Below are 20163 nucleotides of genomic sequence, written 5' to 3'. Positions count from 1 at the left end.
CGGATATAAGGTTAATTTAAAATAATATTTCCACTATTGCCTTGAATATCATGGGCTTTAAGCTGTAGCTCCAATATACTACAATCTTTTTTATACTTTTGGTCAAGAATAGTTATTCCATCTGTATCTACGTATATTGATTTTGGCTTTATACATTTTATTTTTAGCGTTTGAGTTCCATACATCATAAGAGCTATTACTGTTTTTTTTTCAGCTGACATCACTGAATACACCGTGTATGTTCCGTCATTGATTATATAAAATGGCATTTTATTCGAAGAAATGCAATATTTTAAAACATATTTTTTTCTTTCTAATCTCGGGAGGTATAAAAATGCCGCACCGTATTGTTCAAGATAAGCGGCAATGGGCATATTGTTTATCGATGCCGTACAAATGTGCATTCCTTTTTTTAGAGGAATTTTTAAAACCATATTACCGAGCATATTATTTGTATATGCTTCAAAAGGCATAGCCCTGTTATCAATAGATAAATATTCAGTTTGTGTTTGATCTATATGTGTATATTTTTTATATAGCCATTGTGAGTGCAATTGTTCCGTATTTTTCGCCGGATACCGATCTTCACTTTGCCCCACTGCATTATAATAGTCAATAAAGCTGTGGATAAGTTCTTTTTGCAAAGAACTGTCTTCAGTTAACCAATTTGCCCAATGTGATTCGATAATATCCGATTGTTGTTTTTTCAGCGGTATTGTCGGCAAAGAGGCAAATGCAGGCCATTCATTACCGTAGTTTATTCTGTTTATTACATGTACCCCGTGGTCAAACCCTCCACCATTATTTCCTTGCGGAGGATTAAGTTCTCTAATTGCATCAAAATCCGTATTAGCATATTTTACTCCCTGTTCCGATAAAAATTTTCCAAGGCTAAGCTTGTTGTACGGATTCCACCAGTAGCTATATGCGCAAGGTACAAAACTGCGCGGAAAAGAATGACCGTTTTTTTTTGTTAAACCGTATTGTGCCATAATTTCTTTAAAACAGGCAATATGATTTATTATTTCTCTTTCGGGTATAGGTTTATGACTTTCAATATCATACCACTCGGAGCGTTTTAAATGTCCTTCTGCGTCCCAGTATTCATGTCCGACTCCGTGTAAGCCGAATTCAAGGTAGGCAGCTTGTTTTTTTACATAGTTCATTATTTCTATTTGCTCGTCGTTGACGTTTTTTGTGTTATTCCATTTTGTGCCGAACATGGTTGTTGTAGGATATTTAGCGCATATATTTTCTCTGTCCATTTCACATAAAACAAATAGACCTTGAATACGTACACCTACCGATTTGCCGACTTGAACAAGAACTTTGTAATCGTCGAGTTTCATTTTTCGCTCTACACCCAGACGAAACGGTCCACGTTTTGTTTGTAAATGTATATTGCTGCCATAATTCCATCCCAAATCGTCTACAGCAAAGGCAAAAGCTCGCGGAAAGATAACATTCATTTACATTTCACCTCTATAGGATGCGCCTCCAATTTTTTTGTATATAGTTCTTTAACCGCTTTCATATTCATTTTCTTATTATTATTACCGGTATATGTGCATGCAATAGCTGCGGCTGCCGATGCAAAACGTGCCGCTTCTGAATACGGCAGGTTAAGCTGAATGACGGCGAATAAAAATCCGGCGGCGAAAGCATCTCCCGCACCAGTTGTGTCGACAACAGGAACATCATATGCCGGATATATTTTATTTTCAACAATAACACCTCCGTTACCAAGTTTGATTATTGGCATAGGTGTTTTTGACACAAGAATAGCATATGCTTTTTGTATATCGCGCGTTTTTGTAATGGATAAAGCTTCGTTTTTATTTATAAAGAAATAATCTGTTTTTGCAAGCCAACTGTCCAAATACATCCATTGTTCAGATGGATCCCATTGAGTGTCTATAGATACCGTTTTCCCTTCTTTTTTTATACTTTGCAATAGTTTGTCTATGTGTGGAAAAAAAGAAGGCATTCCGTACGGTCCGGAAATGTGTACATGGGAAAATCGATTTAATGCTTTTAATGCATGCGAGACATTATTAAATGCACTCAATGCCCCTCTATAGGTTACTTGTGAACGTTCTCGTCCGTAGATAAGGTTTACGGTAACTCCTGTTGAGATTTTCTTTCGGCTTTGAAGAAGTGATGTATCAATTCTCAATTGTGAAAGTTCGTTTTTTATAAATCTTCCGTTTTCATCTTCTCCGATAAGACCACACAAACCGGCATTTCCTCCTAAACGTGCAAAAACGGCGGAGGCAAGACAAGTGGATCCCCCCAGCGTTTTTGAAAAATTGGCACAAAAAACTTCACAATCAGTAACAATGGGAGTCTCCAACCCGGAAAAAGAAATATCGATATTGACATCACCTAAAAATAAAACGTTGTGTTTAGTAGTTTTCATATATCGATCTCTTTAAACTGTGGTAAATATGCTTCATTTTTCTTAAACATTTCGCGTGTCATATCACGAATTTCTTCCAAAGACAATACTGCAGAAGTAAGCGGATCGTGTGCAATTGCTTGGTATATCAATTTTGCATCGCCAGTAATGCAAGCAAGAACCGCATTTTCTTCAATTCGGGAAGAAGTGCCGGTTAGCATTACGCACGATGGTGGCAGCGCCCCCACACTGAGCGGATAAAATCCTGAACGGTCGACATACACAGGAACTTCAACACATACATTGTCAGGCAAGTTTGTAATGTAGCCTTTATTTTGTACGTTGCCGTTAAATTTAAACGGATCGCCTCCGGCAAGGGCATTGATAATCCATGCGGCGTATTCTTCTCCTCGTTCGAGTTCTATAGGGCCGTCTTTTGCAAACCATGATTTTGCTTCGTCTTTCCATGTGGCTTCATTTTTTTGATATTCTTTTAAAATATATGCATGTTCTCCCGGGTTCCAATTTGTTCCATGTATACAGTATTTTTCAATTAAATCTTTTCGTTTTCTAAACCAGGGATTATATTCCGAATTATGGCCGCTTGATTCGGTAACGTAGTAATCAAAAGCTTTAAACATTTCGTTACGTACGGGTTCCGCTGCAAGAATTTCGGGTTTTTTCAAAGCTTTTTTTATTAGCGGGTATGCGTCTTTTCCTTTCCATTTGAAATCAAGATACCATGCTTGATGATTTATACCTGCGCAGGTATAATCTATTTCATTATACGGCGCCCCTATCCATTCTGCCAACATTTGTGCCGTTCCTTGGACAGAATGGCAAAGTCCCGTTACGGTAACAGATGAAGTTTTTTGAAGATAATTACACAGCATTGCCATAGGATTTGTATAATTAAGCAAAACCGCATCCGGACAGATTGTTTCCATATCTTTCGCGATTTCTGTCATCGCCGGTGCCGTACGAAGAAAACGAAAAATACCGGAAGGGCCTCGCGTATCGCCAACGCAAATATCTACTCCATATTTTGCGGGAATTTCAATGTCGTAGCGCCAAACATCGGTTGAGCCGGACAAAATAGTACACAAAACGACATCCGCTCCTTCAAGGGCCTCTTTACGGTCAAGTGTTGCACGAACTTGTGCCGGATATTTTCCAAGTTCTATGATGCGCTGTATCGCTTTAAATGAAAACTCCAAACGTTCGGGATCTATATCCATCAAATGAATTAAGGAATCTTCCAACAGTGGAAAGGTCAAAATATCACGAACCAATTCTCGCGTAAACCCTAAACTTCCCGCACCGATAAAAGTAATTTTTTTCATACTACTTCTCCTATTAAAAAACTTATATATAAAATATTTCTTCCGATATGACACAGAATTTGTTTTTTTTCATTATCATTTTAACCCGGTGAGAATGGCACTTTCAATTATTTGTTTTTGAACAAAGAGAAATAATATAAAAATGGGTAATATCGATGTTACCGTACATGCCATTAAAAAACTCCATTGACCGGAGAATTCGGCTTGATATAGTGAAAGGCCGACTGTTAAAGTTGTGTGTTTTCTGTCGCTTGGTAAATAAATGAGTGCTCGTATGAGTTCATTCCAAGAACCGGAAAAAATCAATATCGACAAAGCCGATATTGCCGGCTTTGCCAAGGGTAAATAAATTCTACTGAAGATAAACGGAAGGGGCGCTCCGTCGATACGTGCAGCTTCTGCCAATTCCACAGGTATACTGGTAAAATATTGCCGCATAAAGAATGTTCCGAAAGCTCCTCCCATAAAAGCTGTTATCCAAAGAGGGAGTTTGCTCCCAACCATATGCAGTTTTGAAAAAATAATAAAATTAGGAATTAAGGTTACTTGAGGAGGAATAATAAAAGTTGCGAGCAACAATGCGAAAAGTATCTTTTTCCCACGAAATTTAAAAAGCTCAAATGCGAATCCTGCCATACCACATGTTAGAATTTGTCCAAGGGTTGTCAATGCCGCAATCTCAAAAGAATTGAATACTTGCTGAAACAGATAAGGGGTTGAAATAAATAAACGCTTATAATTCTCCAGTGTTATCGGCGACGGGATTAATGCTTTTGAAAACTGATCTGCCGGCATTTTAAAAGATGTCGATACCATCCAAAGAAAAGGACCGGCACAAACAATAAGATTAAAAGCAAAAAATAATATAAGAAAAAAATTCTTACAGGTTTTGAAATGTTCATTATTCATAAAATACCAACTTTTGTTCGAGATTAAAATAAATAAGCATAAAGATAATTATAACTATTGAAAGAAGGATTGCTTGAGCGCTGGCTAATCCCATGTTAAACCATCGGAACCCATTGCGATAAATGAGATACACCGTCGTTGTCATAATCGATTCACCTTGTGTTCGTCGGGTTAGCATATAGATATATTCAAAGGCTTGCAAGGCGTTAACTGTAGTGATAATGACTTGGAAAAAAATTGCCGGCGATATGCATGGAATGGTAATATGAAGTAATTTTTTTAAAGGGCTTGCTCCGTCAACGGTAGCGGCTTCATAATATGCATGGGGAACGGATTGTAAAGCCGCAAGAAAAATAATCATGCCTTCGCCCAACGCTCCCCATACATTTGCCAATGTTACGGAATACAAAATATGCTCTTTACCCAGCCATACAACGGGTTTAAAACCTAGATATGTAATAAGTCTGTTTAGGAGTCCTTGATCTTTTGCATATATCCACGTAAAAATCATGGCGACAGCAACGGAAGAAGTTAACGAAGGAAAGAAAAATGCTGCCCGCAAAAAGCCCTGTGCACGATGCGTCCTGTTTAAAAGTATGGCAACACATAACGATAAAATTATACAGCTTGGAACATAAAGGCAGGCAAAACGAACCGTATTTATTATGCTGTTAAAGAATTGCGGATCGGTAAAACATTTTTTATAGTTTTCCCATCCAATCCAAATCGGATGATTCACATTATCCCATGCAGTAAAGGAAAGGAATATTGAGGCAGCAAGCGAACCCAGTGTGCCAATTAGCAGGCCGAAGAATGTGGGAAGCAGCATAATAAGAATCCAGTATTTATCATTGCCCATAAGTCTCAGTTTGCCTTTCATAAAACATACACTCCGCTTTTGAACCGGCAGAACGCCGGTTCGATTATTTTTACTGTCCTGCGAGGGTTTCGTCGGCATCCGATACGGCTGTTTTCATAACCGTCTCGATATCATCCGTTTCGTAGATTGCCGCCAAAGCATTACCGAAAGCGTTTGACCATGCATCATAACCTTTAAATACGGGTTTTGGGCGGGCATACTCAAGGGCATCGATAAAAATTTGATGATTTATTTTTACCGCCTGGTTGAGGAAAACATCGCTTTGAGCGATATCTTTGCGGGCGGGAACCGCGAATCCCAATGCGGCCAGCTTTGATTGACCTTCTTCCGACAAAACGTACTTAATCCATTGCCATCCTGCTTCCGGATTTTTACAGTTTTTTGCAATTACAAAACCTGCCGAATTGACACTGGTAGCTCTTCCTGCAGGGCCCTTGGGCATTGGTACTACATCCCATTTGAAGCTGCAAGATGAATAAAGCGGAACAGACCAATGCCCCATCGGTGTCATTGCGGCTTTTCCCGCATAAAATAAATCGCCGCCATATTGTGCTTGTGTATCCATATCGGGAATGGATCTATCGACAGTAATCATTTTTGAGATCAGCCGCCACGGTTCCATATTGTCAGCAATTGTCGTTTTTTTGTAATCCGGACTTAAAATTGTTCCGCCGTAACTCCAAGCCAGGCTGCTCATCAACAGTTCTATATCCCATAGGTCGGGAGCAAATCCCCATTGGGTGTAGTAGCCGTTTGGGTCTTTGATAGTAAGTTTTTTTGCGGCTATACTTAAATCTTCCCATGTCCATGTTTCATCGGGATAAGGCTGTCCCGCCTGATCGAACATATCTTTGTTATAAAATAAAGTGATTGTCTGAAAATCTCGAGGCAGCCCGAAAAACCCTTTATCCGTTTTATATGCATTGAGCGTTATCGGATAAAGCGCATTAAGAACTTCAGTATCCGTATCCAAGAAATTTTGCAAAGAAAATAAAGCTCCTCGTGAATACCAATCCATAAAAAGAGGAGCATCCATTGCAAAAACTTCAGGGGGAGTTCCTGCCGCATACAGGGTGTTGATTTTGTCCCAATATACTGACCATTCCGCTGTTTCAACATCAACTTGAATACCCGTTTTCTCCGTAAAAGACTTAGCGAGTTCTACCCAAACCGATCCTTCCGATTCAGTTCCCCAGTTTAATACTTTGATTTTTTTGTCACTCCCGGTACTTCTTTTACAACCAGTCATCAATCCTATGCTGCATATTAATAAAACACACAGCCCTTTACAAATCTTTTTTTTCATTTTTTCCTCCTTAAAATAATATCTGATGAATATTAATGTTTATATGCCATTTAAACAGAGCTGGGCAAACAGGCTCTTTCATATTTTTTTAATTCCGAATCAATAACGGCTGAAGGAATTTCCCGTATATTTGTACTTGATGAAAAAAATGCAGGTTCTAAATGCGGGATATACTGTGAGATTAACTGTACGGGAATCTTTTTGTGTGAAAGTGATTCCATCAATTTGCGAACGGACGACATCACTATAGGGTTATCCCAATAGTATCGTACTCGGTCTGAATAACCGAACAACATTTCAACACGGTTATCTTCATTATAATAGTCTTTCCACGAGTCTGGAAAGAATTCCATTGTTTTTTCAAGCGTGATAATGAGATCTGGCTTACCGGAATTACCGGATAATTCCATGTCGATATATGCCAGGCCGAATAAGGCTTCACGCATTGCAAAGGTAAGGCCGGGGCCGACTTTTAGAATCGCAACGCCGTCTTCAACCAGCATACGTAAGCATTGTTCCTGTTGATAGTCGGTTGAATGCCCTTCAAACACAAGGGAAGGGTAATCGTGCAGTGCACTCATAAGTTCTTTTGCAGGTTTTCTGCGGTACGGATATACATGCATTGCACCGAATTCTACACCCGGCTGTACAACCGCCGCAATTACTCTGGACCATGCCGCAGTAAGCCTTTTACAGGCAAAAGCTTCTTTATGCAATCGGATTGTTTCGTGAAAATCTTCGGGTTTAGTCGGAATGGGGGCTGTGCTTTTTCCTTGTTCGGCGGTTCCTCCCGGAATAGGAACTTCGGTGCCGATAACGTAAACGGGCGGTGTTTTTAATTTTTTGTTGTGTGCAAACTCTTCTTCCGCCGCTAAACAAAGTTCCGCAGCTCGCTGTGCAGCAATTGCAGGATCCAAGGCTCCTTTAAAATCATCGGCAAGCGGCATGCTTGCATCCAAGTGAATCTTTGAAGCTCCGGCTGCAACAAAAGCTTTTATCATAGTAACAGCTTCTTTCATAGCATCGGCTGCCTTCTTATTACGCCAAGGAAAAGGCCCAAGGTGATCGCCTCCGTATATAAAAAGTTCTTCGCTTACCCCGAAACGTTTGGAACGCTGCCGTAGATTTTCTCCGAAATCTTCAGGAGTCATACCCGTATAACCGCCGTATTGATTTACCTGGTTTGCCGTTGCTTCAATTAAAACCGGATGTTTACTTTTTGCCGCACGCATAAAAGCCGCATCCAAAACGGCCGGATGAGATGAACAAACGGAATAAAGACCGCATGCTTTTTTTGTGTGTTTTGTTTCAATAAGGTTTTTAAAAATATCCATTTTTTCCTCTCTTATTTAGTTGTCATGTATCGTTACGCCTTGTACAACTCGATTAATTACACCGTCCGGAGAAGGGGCGTCCGGTTTCAGGCTGTGTGCTAAAGATATAAAAAAACCTAAAAGCTGTCCGAACAATGTTACGATTACGGAACGAAAATCATCGTTAACGGCAGTACCGCATACAAAAACCTGTATTTTGTCCGCATTTTGGTATTCATTATCCGATATAACAACAATTGTTTTACCCAGTTTTTTAGTACAAATTTCGTTGATTAAATCATCTTCGTATAACTGCCGCTGTTTGTCAGCCGACCTGAAAATAAGGACTAAAGATGTTTTATCTATTGCCGCCATAAAGCCGTGCCTGATTCCTAATAAATCTTCCGCCTTTGCTATAACACTTCCCCCTGATAACTCCTGTATTTTCAAGTGACTTTCCATTGCACCGCCGAAAAACGGTCGTGATGCAACAAAAAATACTCTTTTATGTTTTTTAAGCGATAGGGTATAAGCCAAATCGGCTGTTTGCGGTAAAATCTTCTGAGCAGTTTTTGCCATGCTTTGGACAAGGCTTGCATATTCCGTACGTTTTTCTTTTTGTAAATATGCCAATGCCATGCCCGCTATAACCATGCTCGAAAAAGAAGATGTCATTGCGAGGCTTTTATCATTTGTTTTTTCCGGCAATAGAATTACCAGTCCTTTATCTTTACAATTGTTTATTAACGAAACCAGTTTTCCGTTTTGATTACAAGTAAAGGCAATTTGTTTTACCAACCCCGGGCGCAGTTTTTCGGCAAGCTCTGAAACGGCATTACCCTCAGGACTGTTACCCGATCGTGCAAATGAAACAAGTATAAACGGTACACGCGGAAAACACGATTGAGGATCCATCAGAATTTCAGTTGACGGTATGGCATTAACATAGTTAAATACTTTTTTCAGTGCCGGCTGAATCGAAAGACTTACATAATGAGAACTACCGGCTCCGGAAAGCAATAAGACAGGATCTTTTCCCACAAAGCCCGCTAAGTCTTCAAAGTGTTTTTGTATTATAGTAAGCGTTTCCAACCATCGCTCCGGCTGTCCCATTATCTCTTTAGCCGTATTGGTGTAGCCGAGTTCTTTTTGGATTTTTTGAGGTTTCTCCAACAAAACTTCAATTTCGCTCATTTTATTGCTCATTTTTGACTCCTTTTATGAATATAATACATTATTTTGAGCGTTTGTCAAGTATTTTTTTATTATTATGTGTTTTTTTGTTTATTATAAGCAAAGAAAATGTTATTTATATATACTTTTGTACTTCCTCAATACGATTTTTTTATATATACTATAGTGAAAAGAAGGGTTTTAAAACATTATCTAAAAGGAAAGGGTATGATACGTGAAAAAAGATTTGAAGAAATAAAATTTCAATTGCTGAAAAACGGCATAGTTGATGCCGATGAAATATGTTCTTTGTTGAATGTATCGCGAGCAACTGTACGGCGTGACCTTCATACACTTGAGATGGAGGGTGTTCTAAAAAGAATTCACGGCGGCGCCGTGACGATTTCATCTGAAAAAGAACAACCATTTTTTTCAAAAATTTCTATCTCTGAAAAAGAGAAAAGAGAAATAGGAATAACTACTGCAGCTCTTATTCCTGAAGGTTCCGTTATAGGCTGTACAGGAGGAACTACTGTAATGAATGTTGTTCAGGCTATAAAAGAAAAAAAAATATCAATAGTAACAAATGCCATTAATATAGCAATGGAACTTGTTTCTTCAAATATATCTGATGTGATTGTAACCGGCGGTACTTTACGTCCGCGTTCATATGAATTGATCGGATATGCGGCCGATGAAATGATAGCCAAATTTCATCTTGATATAGCACTCATAGGAATTGACGGTATATCTATTACACAGGGGATTTCGACTTACACTATTGCAGAAGCACATACAGCGTCGTTATACATAAATCATGCAAAGGAAACCTGGGTCGTTGCAGATCATACAAAGATCGGAAAAGTTGCCCCTGCTTTGATTACTCCTTTATCAAACATCAATACTCTTATTACGGATAGAGGTGTATCGGATTCCCAAAAAGAAGCTCTTGAACAAACCGGTTTGAGAGTTATTGTTGCGGAGTATGATTAGAAACTGTTATGATAAAGCCAACTCAGGGAATCGAACCCTGTACCTGCTCATTACGAATGAGCTGCTCTGCCAAGTGAGCTAAGTTGGCGAATTCTAAAACGCAAGACGGCACGGAAACCGGCCTCAACGATTTATACTTGAAAGACCATTATAACGGAAAACGGCAGTCGGGTCAAGCACAAGAATGTACATGACGCATAGACAACAGGCGTCATAGACGGCTGCCGTTTTTTCGGCTATACTGGCTTTATGAGTAAATCAGCTGTAGTTGCAATAATCGGCAGGCCCTCCGCCGGAAAATCCAGTTTTTTAAATGCCGCAGGAAAAGAAAAAATTTCCATCGTGTCGCCCTGGCCGCAGACAACACGCAAAGCCGTGCGCGGCATCGTAAACCGTCCGGAAGGACAGCTTATTTTTATCGACACACCCGGCTATCATAAATCCGACAAAAAATTAAACCTCAAGCTTAAAAGCATAGCCGAAGAAAATTTGGAAGACGCCGACATTCTCTTGTACGTGTTGGATTCGACCCGCGAAGCCGGAAGCGAAGAAGAACTCATCGCTTCCCTTTTAGTCCCCTTTGCTTCAAAACTGGTCATTGCGGTAAATAAAATCGACAGCCCGGATGCAAAAAGCGGCTTATGCAGGCTTTTCGCCGCACGACAATTCCCGGCCGTGGACGCGGGAAGAATTTTCGATATTTCGGCAAAAACCGGCGAAGGAATCGACGCGGTATTGTCGGCCCTCTATGCCCTTGCCCCCGAAGGAGAAGCGCTCTATCCCGAAGAATACTACACCGATCAGGAAGTCGATTTCCGCATTGCCGAAGTTATCCGCGAACAGGCGGTCAACCGTCTGCGCGACGAACTGCCGCACGCCGTGTATGTGGAAATCGCCGATATGGAAAGCCGTAAAGACGGTAAAGAACTGTGGGTACGCGCTTTTTTGGTTGTGGAGCGCGAAAGTCAAAAGGGCATGGTTATCGGTAAAGGAGCTTCTTTAATCAAAAGTATCCGCGTCGAATCTATAAAGGCTTTGCGCCGCATCTTCGATTACCGTATCGACTTGGACTTGCAGGTGAAGGTAAACAAAAACTGGCGCCAAAAAGACGCCGTGCTGACGAGGATATTGAAGTAGGGCATATGGAAATCAATACAAAAAAAACTGATTATTGGCGTATTGTTTTTGTCGCTTCCGCCTTGGGGGCCGCCTCGGTTTTATCAAAATCGGCGGCAAGCGGTTTTTCTTTAAAAATAAGTCCTGCCGTTTTGACAGTTCTTTTCGCCGCAGTATGCGGTTCGGCGGGTGCGGGAATATACGCAATTGTAAAAAATAAAAAAATACTTTTTAAAGTCATCGCATACGTTTGCGAATTGGCACTTATATTTGCAGCCGTTTTATTTTTAACAAAATTATCCTCCGATAAATATATCGTAAAAAAAGAGTGGAAAGTTGTACAAAACGGGGAAATGAGTTTTGCCTATCCCGGTGAGTTTGTTGAATTAAAAACCGATACCGGTTTTGATAATGTACACGTGCAAATGTTCTATGACGGAAAAAAAGACCGCTTGGCATTTAACGGTATTCTTGATTTTGAAAACGAAACGCTGCTGCCCGAAGATTCTCTTTCTGCAGCGATTCTCAACCCGCTTGAAAATCTCGGTGCTTCAAATATCGAATGGTTCGATACGGAATTCTATGAAAATGCGGTGGAATCGAAAGTACGATATACGACCGGAAAAACCGACAGAATCGGATACGGCTTTTTATATCATCGGGAAAAACACTACGAATTTTGCATTTTTCTTCCGCACACAAAAAATTTTTCCGCCGATTTTTTAGAGAAAATCCGCACAAGCATCCGGCTTCCGATACGGAATTCATCAATTACTGAAGGAGACTAACTGTGAACGGTAAGCGCGCCCTCGCTTTTTTTATCGATTTTTTAATAACGGCAATCATACAGAATTTTTTGTTTATGCATTTTATTATCTATCCGCTGGTAAAAGGAATTACGCAGCCGGCTGAAAATATTTTTTTTAAGGCACTGTTAATTACCTATACTTCGGTTTGCTATTTGATTTTTCGCGATCTGCCCAAAGACGGCGGTATCGGAAAACATATTGCAAAGTTACAAATCATTTGTGCGGCTACCCAAGATGCGGCGCCGCTTTCCAAACGGCTGCTGCGCAATGTTTTTTGGGTTTTCGGCCCGCTTGAATTGTTTATATACGCGGTTACAGGTAAAAAGCTCGGCGACCGCATAGCCGGTACGGACATTGCGCTTAAGTAAAGCCGTTCCGAAATATAAAAGGCAGGTATCGATCCGAATATGCGATTAAAAAAAACTATTGTGTTTTAGCAGCGCTGATTTTTGTTTTTGCAGGATTGATCCTCTTTTCAGTCCTCTATGTAAAAAATAATAATCAAATCCGCCTGTATGCCGTAGGCAGGATAGCGGATTACAACATCTATGCAGTTAACGGCAATTATGTTGCAGCGGCTTTTTCCGGCAGCGGCTCTTGGCTTTCCGGGGGAATAATACACCAAGATAATTTTCCGTATTCGGAACATATGCAAGCGGTACATATAACGGAGTTATTGGAAAATAAAGCAGCCTACCTATTCTCTGCACGAAGCTATAATGAAGGAGATTTGTGTATCGGGAATTACGACTTTGACGACCATATCGAAATCTTTTGTTTTGAAATAGGCGGAACAAGTCTTGAGCTGCCCGTTGAAATTACGAAAACGGGTCTTGTCCGTAAACAAAATATGTGGGAGAATATTATCACCGTGCCGCTTATAGCGTTGAATATGTTTCCCCTCTTTATACTTGCAGTTATTACACTTGTATCTATGGCCGCGTTTTGTATATTATTGATTGTAGAGGTATATAAAAAATGGCGGTAATGTCGGTACGGATGAACAAAGAAGAAGAAAAAATGATGAACTATTTATCCTCTTATTTTGAAGAAGAAAAATCGGCAATAATAAAGCGGTCTTTACAGGAAATGTACGAGGATATTATCGACAACAAAGTGATTGAGCGCTTTGAAAAAGAAGCACATACATTTGTAAGCGCGGAAGATATACTCAAAACATTTTAATTGACTTCGCCCGAAAGCCGCTTTATACTGTATGTGAGGCCATTATGAATAAAGCCGTATGTACATTTATATTGTGTATCACACTGTCGGCATCTTCGTTTTTATGTGCACAAACGCGGGTTGCCGAACATCAATATCAGCCGGGCGATCCCTATTACGGAATTATCGAAAAAGAAGTTTCCGTATTTGAAAAAGAAATCCGCACTTCTTCCGTTTTTTATTTTACCGAAGAAGCTGTAAAAAAAGACGGTAAAATCAGTCAATCCCAAATGTACGAAAACGGTAAGGTAAAAAAATATATTATCGATTTTACCGACGACTATACAAAGGAGTGGGGTATACGCTTGGTTGAAGAGCTGGTTAATGAGTCCGGCGAACACGAAGCTGTTTCGTATACGTTTTATGACGGAACGGTGTATGATTTTACCGGAAGAGGCATTGAAATCATTAAAAAATTTATACCCAGGCTGATACTGCCGCTTAACCGAAATCCCGATTTTCCGAAAACCGCGGATCCCGAAAATCCGGTTTTTTATTTTGATACACGCGGTATACACGGCAGTACCTTAGTGAGTTCCGTTAAAAAAATAGAAAAACCTGTAAGTGCGCAAGAAAAACTGTTTTTAAAAAGATGGATGGAACATCGGCAGTTTGACGATCTTTCGGGTTTGTACAACACAAAGGTACAAGTGTCGGAAAACGGCGTTCCGATTATACTTTTTGTTCAGGATGCCGTTTTGGAGGACTTTTTAACACAAAAAAAAGCCCTTATATCGTATTATCATTTGGGAGCCCTCGATAATATGCCCGTCAATATAATGATCGGTTATTATTGATTATTGAAGAAAAACCGAGCTCCTCCGGAAAAGAAGCGGCTTTAAACTCTTTTTCATCGCATATTTTTTCAAACCTCTGTATGTTTTTTTATAAATTTGGTATACTCAATCAGATACACACATCGATAACATAAGGAAAAGTCATGTATAAAATTATTGAAAAACGACAGCTTTCCGCGGACGTATTTTACGCACGGGTAGAAGCTCCGGATATTGCAAAAAACCGCAAAGCCGGACAGTTCGTCCTCGTTCAGCTCGACACCGATTTTGCCGAGCGTGTTCCCCTTACGATTGCGGATGCAGACGCCGAAAAAGGCTGGATTGCCCTCGTATTCCAGGCGGTCGGAGCGACCACCATAAAAATGTCCCGTCTTCATGAAGGCGATGAACTGGGCGCAATTTTGGGCCCTCTGGGAAACCCTACGCACATAGAAAAAAAAGGCCATGTCGTCTGTGTCGGAGGCGGTATCGGAGTTGCCCCGCTTCACCCGATTGTACAGGCTCATAAGGCTGCGGGCAACCGTGTTACCGTTATTATGGGAGCTCGGAACAAAGACCTGATTATTTTTGAAAAAGAAATGCGCGAGCTTGCCGACGAAATTCATATTATGACCGACGACGGGAGTGCAGGAACCAAAGGCTTGGTAACCGACCCTTTAAAAACCCTCTGCTCTCAAAATCCGAAGCCCGATGAGGTTGTCGCCATCGGTCCTCCGATAATGATGAAATTCTGCGCCCTTACCGCAAAGGAATTCGAAGTCCCCATTACCGTTTCTCTTAATACAATCATGATTGACGGAACGGGCATGTGCGGAGGCTGCCGCGTAAATATCGGCGGCAAAACAAAGTTTGTCTGCGTAGACGGCCCCGAATTCGACGGTCATTTGGTCGACTGGGATAATATGATGCTGCGCATGAGGGCCTTTAAGCCCCGCGAAACCGAGCAGGCCCACGCATGCCGTATGGAAGCCGCAGCCGATGCAAAGGCCGAAAAAGGAGCAAACGTATGAGTTCATACATAGAAGCATCAATTCTTCACGCCGAAGCGGAAAAAGAATACAAGGTTTTAAAAGAAAAACTCGCAAATGCTCCCCTTACTCCGAAAGACAGAACCGCAATTCCCCTGCAGGAAATGCCCTGCGGAGAGCCGAAAAAGCGCGCGCGTGAAATGAGCGAAGTCGCCCTGGGTTACACAAAAGAGCAGGCCATTGTCGAAGCAAACCGCTGCCTTCAGTGTAAAAACGCGCCCTGCGTTACCGGCTGTCCGGTTGCCGTTCCCATTCCTCAGTTTTTGGCGGAGGCGGGAAAGGGCGAGTTTAAAAAAGCGGTTGATATTATAAAAAAAACAAACCTTTTACCCGCAATTTGCGGCCGCGTATGCCCGCAGGAAAAACAGTGTCAAAGCTTTTGTACGGTAGGTAAAATGTACAAGGACGCGGAAAAAGCGGTTGCAATCGGCCGCCTCGAACGCTTTGTCGCCGACTACGAGCGCGAAAACGGTTTGCAAAACGCGCCCGAAATTCCGGGCGAAACGGGTAAAAAGGTTGCCGTTATCGGTTCGGGTCCCGCAGGGCTCACCGTTGCCGCGGATGTGCGCCGCGCAGGGCATGCCGTTACCGTTTTTGAAGCCTTCCATAAAGAGGGCGGCGTTATGGTATACGGTATTCCCGAATTCCGCCTTCCCAAATCAATCGTTGCCGCCGAAGTTAATATGCTCAAAAAAATGGGCGTTGAATTCCGCACAAACTTTTTAGTCGGCAGAACGGGCACCCTCCCCCAGCTTTTGGAAGAAAAAGGCTATGACGCCGCCTTTATCGGAACGGGGGCGGGCTTACCCAAATTTATGAATATCGAAGGCGAAAACCTTATCGGCGTATTCAGCGCAAACGAGTATTTAACGCGCGCCAATCTGATGAAAGCTTACGACACCGCCCATGCGGATACCCCCCTCTATGAGGCAAAGCACGTCTGTGTTGCAGGAGGCGGAAACGTCGCCATGGATGCCGCACGCATGGCCCTGCGATTGGGAGCCGAAAGCGTTACTATCGTATACCGCCGTACCCGAAACGAAATGCCCGCCCGCCGCGAAGAAATCGCCCACGCCGAAGAAGAAGGCGTTATATTCAGATTTTTGGAAAATCCGGTAAAAGTTTTAGGCGACGAAGAGGGGCGCGTATGCGGCTTGCGCCTTCTTTCCTATGAACTGGGAGAACCGGACACTTCGGGAAGAAGGCGCCCCGTTGCGGTAGAAGGAAGCGAACACGATATTCCCTGCGACGCCCTCATTGTCGCCCTCGGTAACGGTTCAAACCCGCTTATGGAAAAAACCACCCCCGGCTTGGAAGCGGACGAAAAAGGGCATATCAAAACCGACGAAGAAGGGCGCACCTCTTATCCGGCCGTCTGGGCGGGAGGAGACATCGTATTGGGAGCCGCAACCGTCATCCTCGCTATGGGAGAAGGAAGAAAGGCCGCCGCAAGCATAAACAGATACTTAGCGGCAAAAACCTGAGCTTCGAGCGGACACCCTGATGAAAAAGTTTTGTTCGGTTTTCATTATTTTAACAGGCGGTGCCCTGCTCTATGCCCATCCCCACGTCGCGATTACTTCATCGGTAAACTTTGTGTGGGAAGGCAAAAAACTGCAGGGCGCCTATATCGAATGGGTCTTCGACAGGTTTTTCAGTGCCGATATTATAAACTGGCTCGATGCCGACAAAGACGGAAAATTCAACAATGCCGAAAACGAACAGATATACAATAACGCCTTTATCAATTTGCGCCATTACAACTACTATACCTTTATCCGTCAGGGAAAAAACCGCACAAGCCCCTCGGAGGTAAGCCGATTTAAAGCAAGCCAACACAAGGGCATTATGACTTACCGCTTTTATGTCGATTTATCGGCTTATACCGGAAATGAGCTGTATCTTGCCGTCTACGATTACACGTATTTTTGCGATATAAGCTACGCGGAAAAAAAAGGCGTTCTCTTAACCTACGACCGCTCTCTGGTTAATCCCTCCTTTGATATTAAAGAAAACCGCGATTATCCGGTTTTTTACGATCCGTTCAGCCCCGCAAGCGATACCAGCATTTATGACAAATGGAAACCGGGACTGCAAACCTATTATCCGCGAGAAATTCGCATTACGTGGTAGATTCCTGAAATACCGCCCGATAAAAAAATGCGGCTTTTTTATAAGTTTACAGCGCGGGAATATACGGATTCCAACCTTGTCAAATAGGGTATAAAATGCTACACTTATTAAAATCATTCGGTTTGCAATCCTTAGAAAGGCGGTTTATGTATGAGTGATGAATTAGCTCCCGAGATTGCGGCATTGCTTGCGGATGCGGCTATCGGTTTTGACGAAGAAGCCGATGACGAACAGAACCCGGAAGCGGTTGCCGTCGATCCTTCTTCATTAAAACCTGCGGCTCCCTGGGCCCCCGTCAACTTACTTATTAAGCAATTTCAACCGGTAGAGCGTTTTTTTTCCGATACGTATACAACCGATGTCTTTAATAACACCGCATACTATAAAACGGCCCTGTCGGGTGAAGAGGAAAGCGCCCAACGGCTTCACAACGTATTATCCAAATATTTGAACTGTCAGGATCCGAAAGACCGCACGGTTTTCCGCCAGCAGATTGTAACCGCTTATTGGGAATTCGTACGCTCCCTTGCACCCAAAATGGCACGTAAATCCACTTCCGACATAAAAAAAATGGTACTGCGGTACGGCGTTGTCCTGCCGTCCTTATTTACAAGCGAGCAAAAGGATATGTTTTCAAAGGCGATTATCGAAAACGTTTCCAATGAGCCTGTTTATTACCTTGACGAATGGTTTCGCGACATCGCTTCAGGCCGTATTAAAATTTCCGCAACCGATGAAGCCCCCACCCGAAAAAAAGCGGCTGCGGCCGGAAGCCCTGAAGAAGCCGCACGTCTTATGCAGCTAAAGACTAAAAATGCGGGTAAACTGCAATCTGCCGAAAACTTTTTGACGATGAAAGAAAGCGAGCGTGCAATGCTTGAAGCGGAAATCCGTTCGCGTATCGAAATCGTTTTTGACCACCCGCCGATTATAGGTTCCGAGCCTCATAAGCAGCCCCTTTCGGAAATGCAAAAAAAGATTGTAACCGAAATAAACGAAAAACTGCGCTCCTTTCTTAAAAACGATAAAGAATTGACCGCTTATGCAGCCGAATTCGCCGAAGCAAAAGAAATATGCAATTCCCTCGAACAAAAAATTGCCTCCGGCCCCGAACACCCCCTTGAAGTCAGTTCTTCGGAAATAGAAACCGAGGTTATGACGGTTCGCCAGATGGCAAAGATGACTGTCGGCAGACAGGGCAATCAGTTTCCTATTTTTACGCGGGAATTTTTCCACTGTCTTCCCAAAGAAACGGGATTCCGTGAAAACGTTATCGATATCATGACATGGATTGAATCCGTAGATCCGACAGCCTTTTGCCGTGTACACAAAAACGTTTTAAACCGTATTATTCCCTTTGTCATTTTAATTCCGACCTACGGTGAATTCGGTTTTTGCTGGGAACCCTTTGACCGCTATAACCGCATTACAAGCCGCGGCCGGATCGTTATTCCCATGTATGCTAAAAGCTTGCGGGCAGCCCTTCTTATGGCGGTTGCGGATTTGCGCTGGCAGGTGGCAAAAGAAAAAGCCTCATATTATTGGATGGAAGAAGGCCTTACGGGACAATACTACCAATGGTTTATTTCCGAAAAATTAAAGGGTGATATAAAGGATTACTTTATTAAAGACTATCTTTTGTGGATGACAAAGGAAAGCGAGGGCGTACAGCGCCTTGAAAAAGAAATCCGCGGCATTTTTTGGCGGCACATGCCCTTTGCCCAAGACGTAAAAGAAAAATTGCGTACACGCAGTCTTGTTTACCAGGAATTGTATCAAAGAGACTTGAACCGCGCAATGTCCGACGGCTATTAAAATACGCAAACGGAAGGAGGGTGTTAATCCAAGGGACTCCGTCTTCCTCTCGGGCGAAAAAGGGGATCCATTTTTTCTTCCAAATTGAATTTTTTCACAATAAATTTTACGGCTTTTTGATAAATCAGTATGCCTGCAACAAGGGCCGCAATAAATAAAAAAGGCAGGGCCGTCCCCAGCTTTTCTTTAAATAAAAAGCCGCCGCCGATTGTAAATAAAATCAAAAGAGCTAAAATCAATACGATATTGGCGAGGGTAGCAACTAAAAGAAATACGAGGGTGGTTTGTTTTTTAGTCATGTGATTCTTCCCGTTCGGAGTTTTTTGTTTTTACCTTCCATCCGTTAACAGGGATAATCCCAGAGGCAATAAACGAAATCAAAAGCAAAAAGCCGCAAATAACAACCGACATATCGGCAATATTAAAAGTAGGCCAGCGCTCATAACCTAATATGCCGAAGAATTTAACGTCTATAAAGTCGATAACACCTTCAGGTCTGAAAAAGCGGTCTGTTAAATTACCGAGACCTCCGCCGACAATGCCGCAGACAGTCCAGCGCTGGAAACGGGTAAAATCATCCGATCTGAAATATAAAACCATAATAACCACAAGTACGATAAGCGGCACAACGGCAAAGGCAATGCGCCTTACCGGAAGCGGCAAACCTACCCCGATACTGAACGCAACGCCGGGATTATGAACATGAATAAAGCGCAATATGCCGTCAAAAAATTCAACCCCGATTGTATAAGGGGGAATACTGCGCACGACAATGTATTTTGTAAGCTGATCCGCCGCAATAACCGCAAGAGTTAAAATCAGGGGCAGCAGTTTTGCTTTTAGCGGATTTGATTCTTTTAGATGCACGGGAACGATTTCTTCCACACCGGCTCCTTGTAATGTTCGTATTAAAAGTAATATTCGTA

The 20163-nt window shown here is 42.1% G+C and carries 21 protein-coding genes and 1 tRNA gene; 11 read left to right on the top strand and 11 right to left on the bottom strand.

Annotation, left to right across the window (positions count from 1 at the left end; all coding sequences use genetic code 11):
* Positions 1 to 11: 11 nt before the first annotated feature.
* The 8 genes from V1L52_RS01090 to V1L52_RS01055 all read right to left on the bottom strand — a co-directional run bounded on the left by V1L52_RS01090 (position 12) and on the right by V1L52_RS01055 (position 9355).
* Positions 12 to 1469 carry a hypothetical protein gene (locus tag V1L52_RS01090; protein ID WP_428770452.1) on the bottom strand — a complete coding sequence of 486 codons (1458 nt, stop codon included), beginning with the start codon at positions 1467 to 1469 and terminating at the stop codon, positions 12 to 14.
* Positions 1466 to 2419: a carbohydrate kinase family protein gene (locus V1L52_RS01085; protein WP_428770451.1), complete on the bottom strand. Its 954-nt coding sequence runs from the start codon at positions 2417 to 2419 to the stop codon at positions 1466 to 1468. The genes V1L52_RS01090 and V1L52_RS01085 overlap by 4 nt, the downstream gene beginning before the upstream one ends.
* A complete protein-coding gene (gene melA / locus V1L52_RS01080; RefSeq protein ID WP_428770450.1) occupies positions 2416 to 3741 on the bottom strand; it encodes an alpha-galactosidase in 1326 nt (441 codons plus the stop codon). The genes V1L52_RS01085 and melA overlap by 4 nt, the downstream gene beginning before the upstream one ends.
* A 75-nt stretch (positions 3742 to 3816) precedes the next feature.
* On the bottom strand, positions 3817 to 4650 hold the full coding sequence (locus tag V1L52_RS01075) for a carbohydrate ABC transporter permease (RefSeq protein ID WP_428770449.1): 834 nt from the start codon (positions 4648 to 4650) through the stop codon (positions 3817 to 3819).
* Positions 4643 to 5530 (bottom strand): carbohydrate ABC transporter permease, encoded by an 888-nt coding sequence (locus V1L52_RS01070; protein ID WP_428770448.1) that lies wholly within the window; start codon positions 5528 to 5530, stop codon positions 4643 to 4645. The genes V1L52_RS01075 and V1L52_RS01070 overlap by 8 nt, the downstream gene beginning before the upstream one ends.
* 49 nt (positions 5531 to 5579) lie before the next feature.
* Positions 5580 to 6836: an ABC transporter substrate-binding protein gene (locus V1L52_RS01065; RefSeq protein WP_428770447.1), complete on the bottom strand. Its 1257-nt coding sequence runs from the start codon at positions 6834 to 6836 to the stop codon at positions 5580 to 5582.
* Positions 6837 to 6886: 50 nt separating this feature from the next.
* Entirely contained in the window at positions 6887 to 8170 is a 1284-nt protein-coding gene (locus tag V1L52_RS01060; RefSeq protein WP_428770446.1) for a class II D-tagatose-bisphosphate aldolase non-catalytic subunit, read from the bottom strand.
* A 15-nt stretch (positions 8171 to 8185) separates the two neighbouring features.
* Complete coding sequence (locus tag V1L52_RS01055) at positions 8186 to 9355, bottom strand: SIS domain-containing protein (protein ID WP_428770445.1); 1170 nt, start codon at positions 9353 to 9355, stop codon at positions 8186 to 8188.
* A gap of 195 nt (positions 9356 to 9550) precedes the next feature.
* Here V1L52_RS01055 and V1L52_RS01050 point away from each other — a divergent pair, with 195 nt between their 5' ends.
* Positions 9551 to 10315: a DeoR/GlpR family DNA-binding transcription regulator gene (locus tag V1L52_RS01050; protein ID WP_428770444.1), complete on the top strand. Its 765-nt coding sequence runs from the start codon at positions 9551 to 9553 to the stop codon at positions 10313 to 10315.
* A gap of 15 nt (positions 10316 to 10330) precedes the next feature.
* Here V1L52_RS01050 and V1L52_RS01045 read toward each other — a convergent pair.
* A tRNA-Thr gene (locus V1L52_RS01045) sits at positions 10331 to 10403 on the bottom strand.
* 161 nt (positions 10404 to 10564) lie between these two features.
* Between V1L52_RS01045 and era the strand changes: the two genes are divergently transcribed.
* The 10 genes from era to V1L52_RS00995 all read left to right on the top strand — a co-directional run bounded on the left by era (position 10565) and on the right by V1L52_RS00995 (position 19237).
* The gene (gene era, locus V1L52_RS01040; protein ID WP_428770443.1) at positions 10565 to 11452 is read left to right on the top strand and encodes a GTPase Era; all 888 of its coding nucleotides are present in this window, start codon (positions 10565 to 10567) and stop codon (positions 11450 to 11452) included.
* 5 nt (positions 11453 to 11457) lie between these two features.
* Positions 11458 to 12219, top strand: a complete 762-nt coding sequence (locus tag V1L52_RS01035) for a hypothetical protein (RefSeq protein ID WP_428770442.1) — start codon at positions 11458 to 11460, stop codon at positions 12217 to 12219.
* Positions 12220 to 12221: 2 nt separating this feature from the next.
* Entirely contained in the window at positions 12222 to 12608 is a 387-nt protein-coding gene (locus V1L52_RS01030; RefSeq protein ID WP_428770441.1) for an RDD family protein, read from the top strand.
* Between the two features lie 308 nt (positions 12609 to 12916).
* Positions 12917 to 13228, top strand: a complete 312-nt coding sequence (locus V1L52_RS01025) for a hypothetical protein (protein ID WP_428770440.1) — start codon at positions 12917 to 12919, stop codon at positions 13226 to 13228.
* Positions 13219 to 13425, top strand: a complete 207-nt coding sequence (locus tag V1L52_RS01020; protein ID WP_428770439.1) for a DUF6290 family protein — start codon at positions 13219 to 13221, stop codon at positions 13423 to 13425. Before V1L52_RS01025 ends, V1L52_RS01020 begins: the two co-directional genes overlap by 10 nt.
* 44 nt (positions 13426 to 13469) lie before the next feature.
* Positions 13470 to 14261, top strand: coding sequence for a hypothetical protein (locus tag V1L52_RS01015; RefSeq protein ID WP_428770438.1), 792 nt, complete (start codon positions 13470 to 13472; stop codon positions 14259 to 14261).
* Positions 14262 to 14404: 143 nt separating this feature from the next.
* On the top strand, positions 14405 to 15271 hold the full coding sequence (locus tag V1L52_RS01010) for a sulfide/dihydroorotate dehydrogenase-like FAD/NAD-binding protein (protein WP_428770437.1): 867 nt from the start codon (positions 14405 to 14407) through the stop codon (positions 15269 to 15271).
* Entirely contained in the window at positions 15268 to 16773 is a 1506-nt protein-coding gene (gene gltA / locus V1L52_RS01005) for an NADPH-dependent glutamate synthase (RefSeq protein WP_428770436.1), read from the top strand. The genes V1L52_RS01010 and gltA overlap by 4 nt, the downstream gene beginning before the upstream one ends.
* Positions 16774 to 16792: 19 nt before the next feature.
* Entirely contained in the window at positions 16793 to 17422 is a 630-nt protein-coding gene (locus V1L52_RS01000) for a DUF1007 family protein (RefSeq protein ID WP_428770435.1), read from the top strand.
* A 150-nt stretch (positions 17423 to 17572) separates the two neighbouring features.
* The gene (locus V1L52_RS00995; RefSeq protein ID WP_428770434.1) at positions 17573 to 19237 is read left to right on the top strand and encodes a hypothetical protein; all 1665 of its coding nucleotides are present in this window, start codon (positions 17573 to 17575) and stop codon (positions 19235 to 19237) included.
* A gap of 23 nt (positions 19238 to 19260) precedes the next feature.
* On the opposite strand, the gene V1L52_RS00990 is transcribed toward V1L52_RS00995, so the two are convergent.
* Together V1L52_RS00990 and lspA are read right to left on the bottom strand one after the other, a co-directional pair.
* A complete protein-coding gene (locus V1L52_RS00990) occupies positions 19261 to 19536 on the bottom strand; it encodes a leader peptide processing enzyme (protein ID WP_428770433.1) in 276 nt (91 codons plus the stop codon).
* A complete protein-coding gene (gene lspA, locus V1L52_RS00985; RefSeq protein ID WP_428770432.1) occupies positions 19529 to 20122 on the bottom strand; it encodes a signal peptidase II in 594 nt (197 codons plus the stop codon). Before lspA ends, V1L52_RS00990 begins: the two co-directional genes overlap by 8 nt.
* Between the last annotated feature and the right edge of the window lie 41 nt (positions 20123 to 20163).

The organism is Treponema sp. HNW (assembly GCF_050320395.1).
Taxonomy (GTDB): Bacteria; Spirochaetota; Spirochaetia; order Treponematales; family Treponemataceae; genus Treponema_C.
Note: the sequence above shows the minus strand (reverse complement) of the source record. Positions and strands in the feature narration are given on the sequence as shown.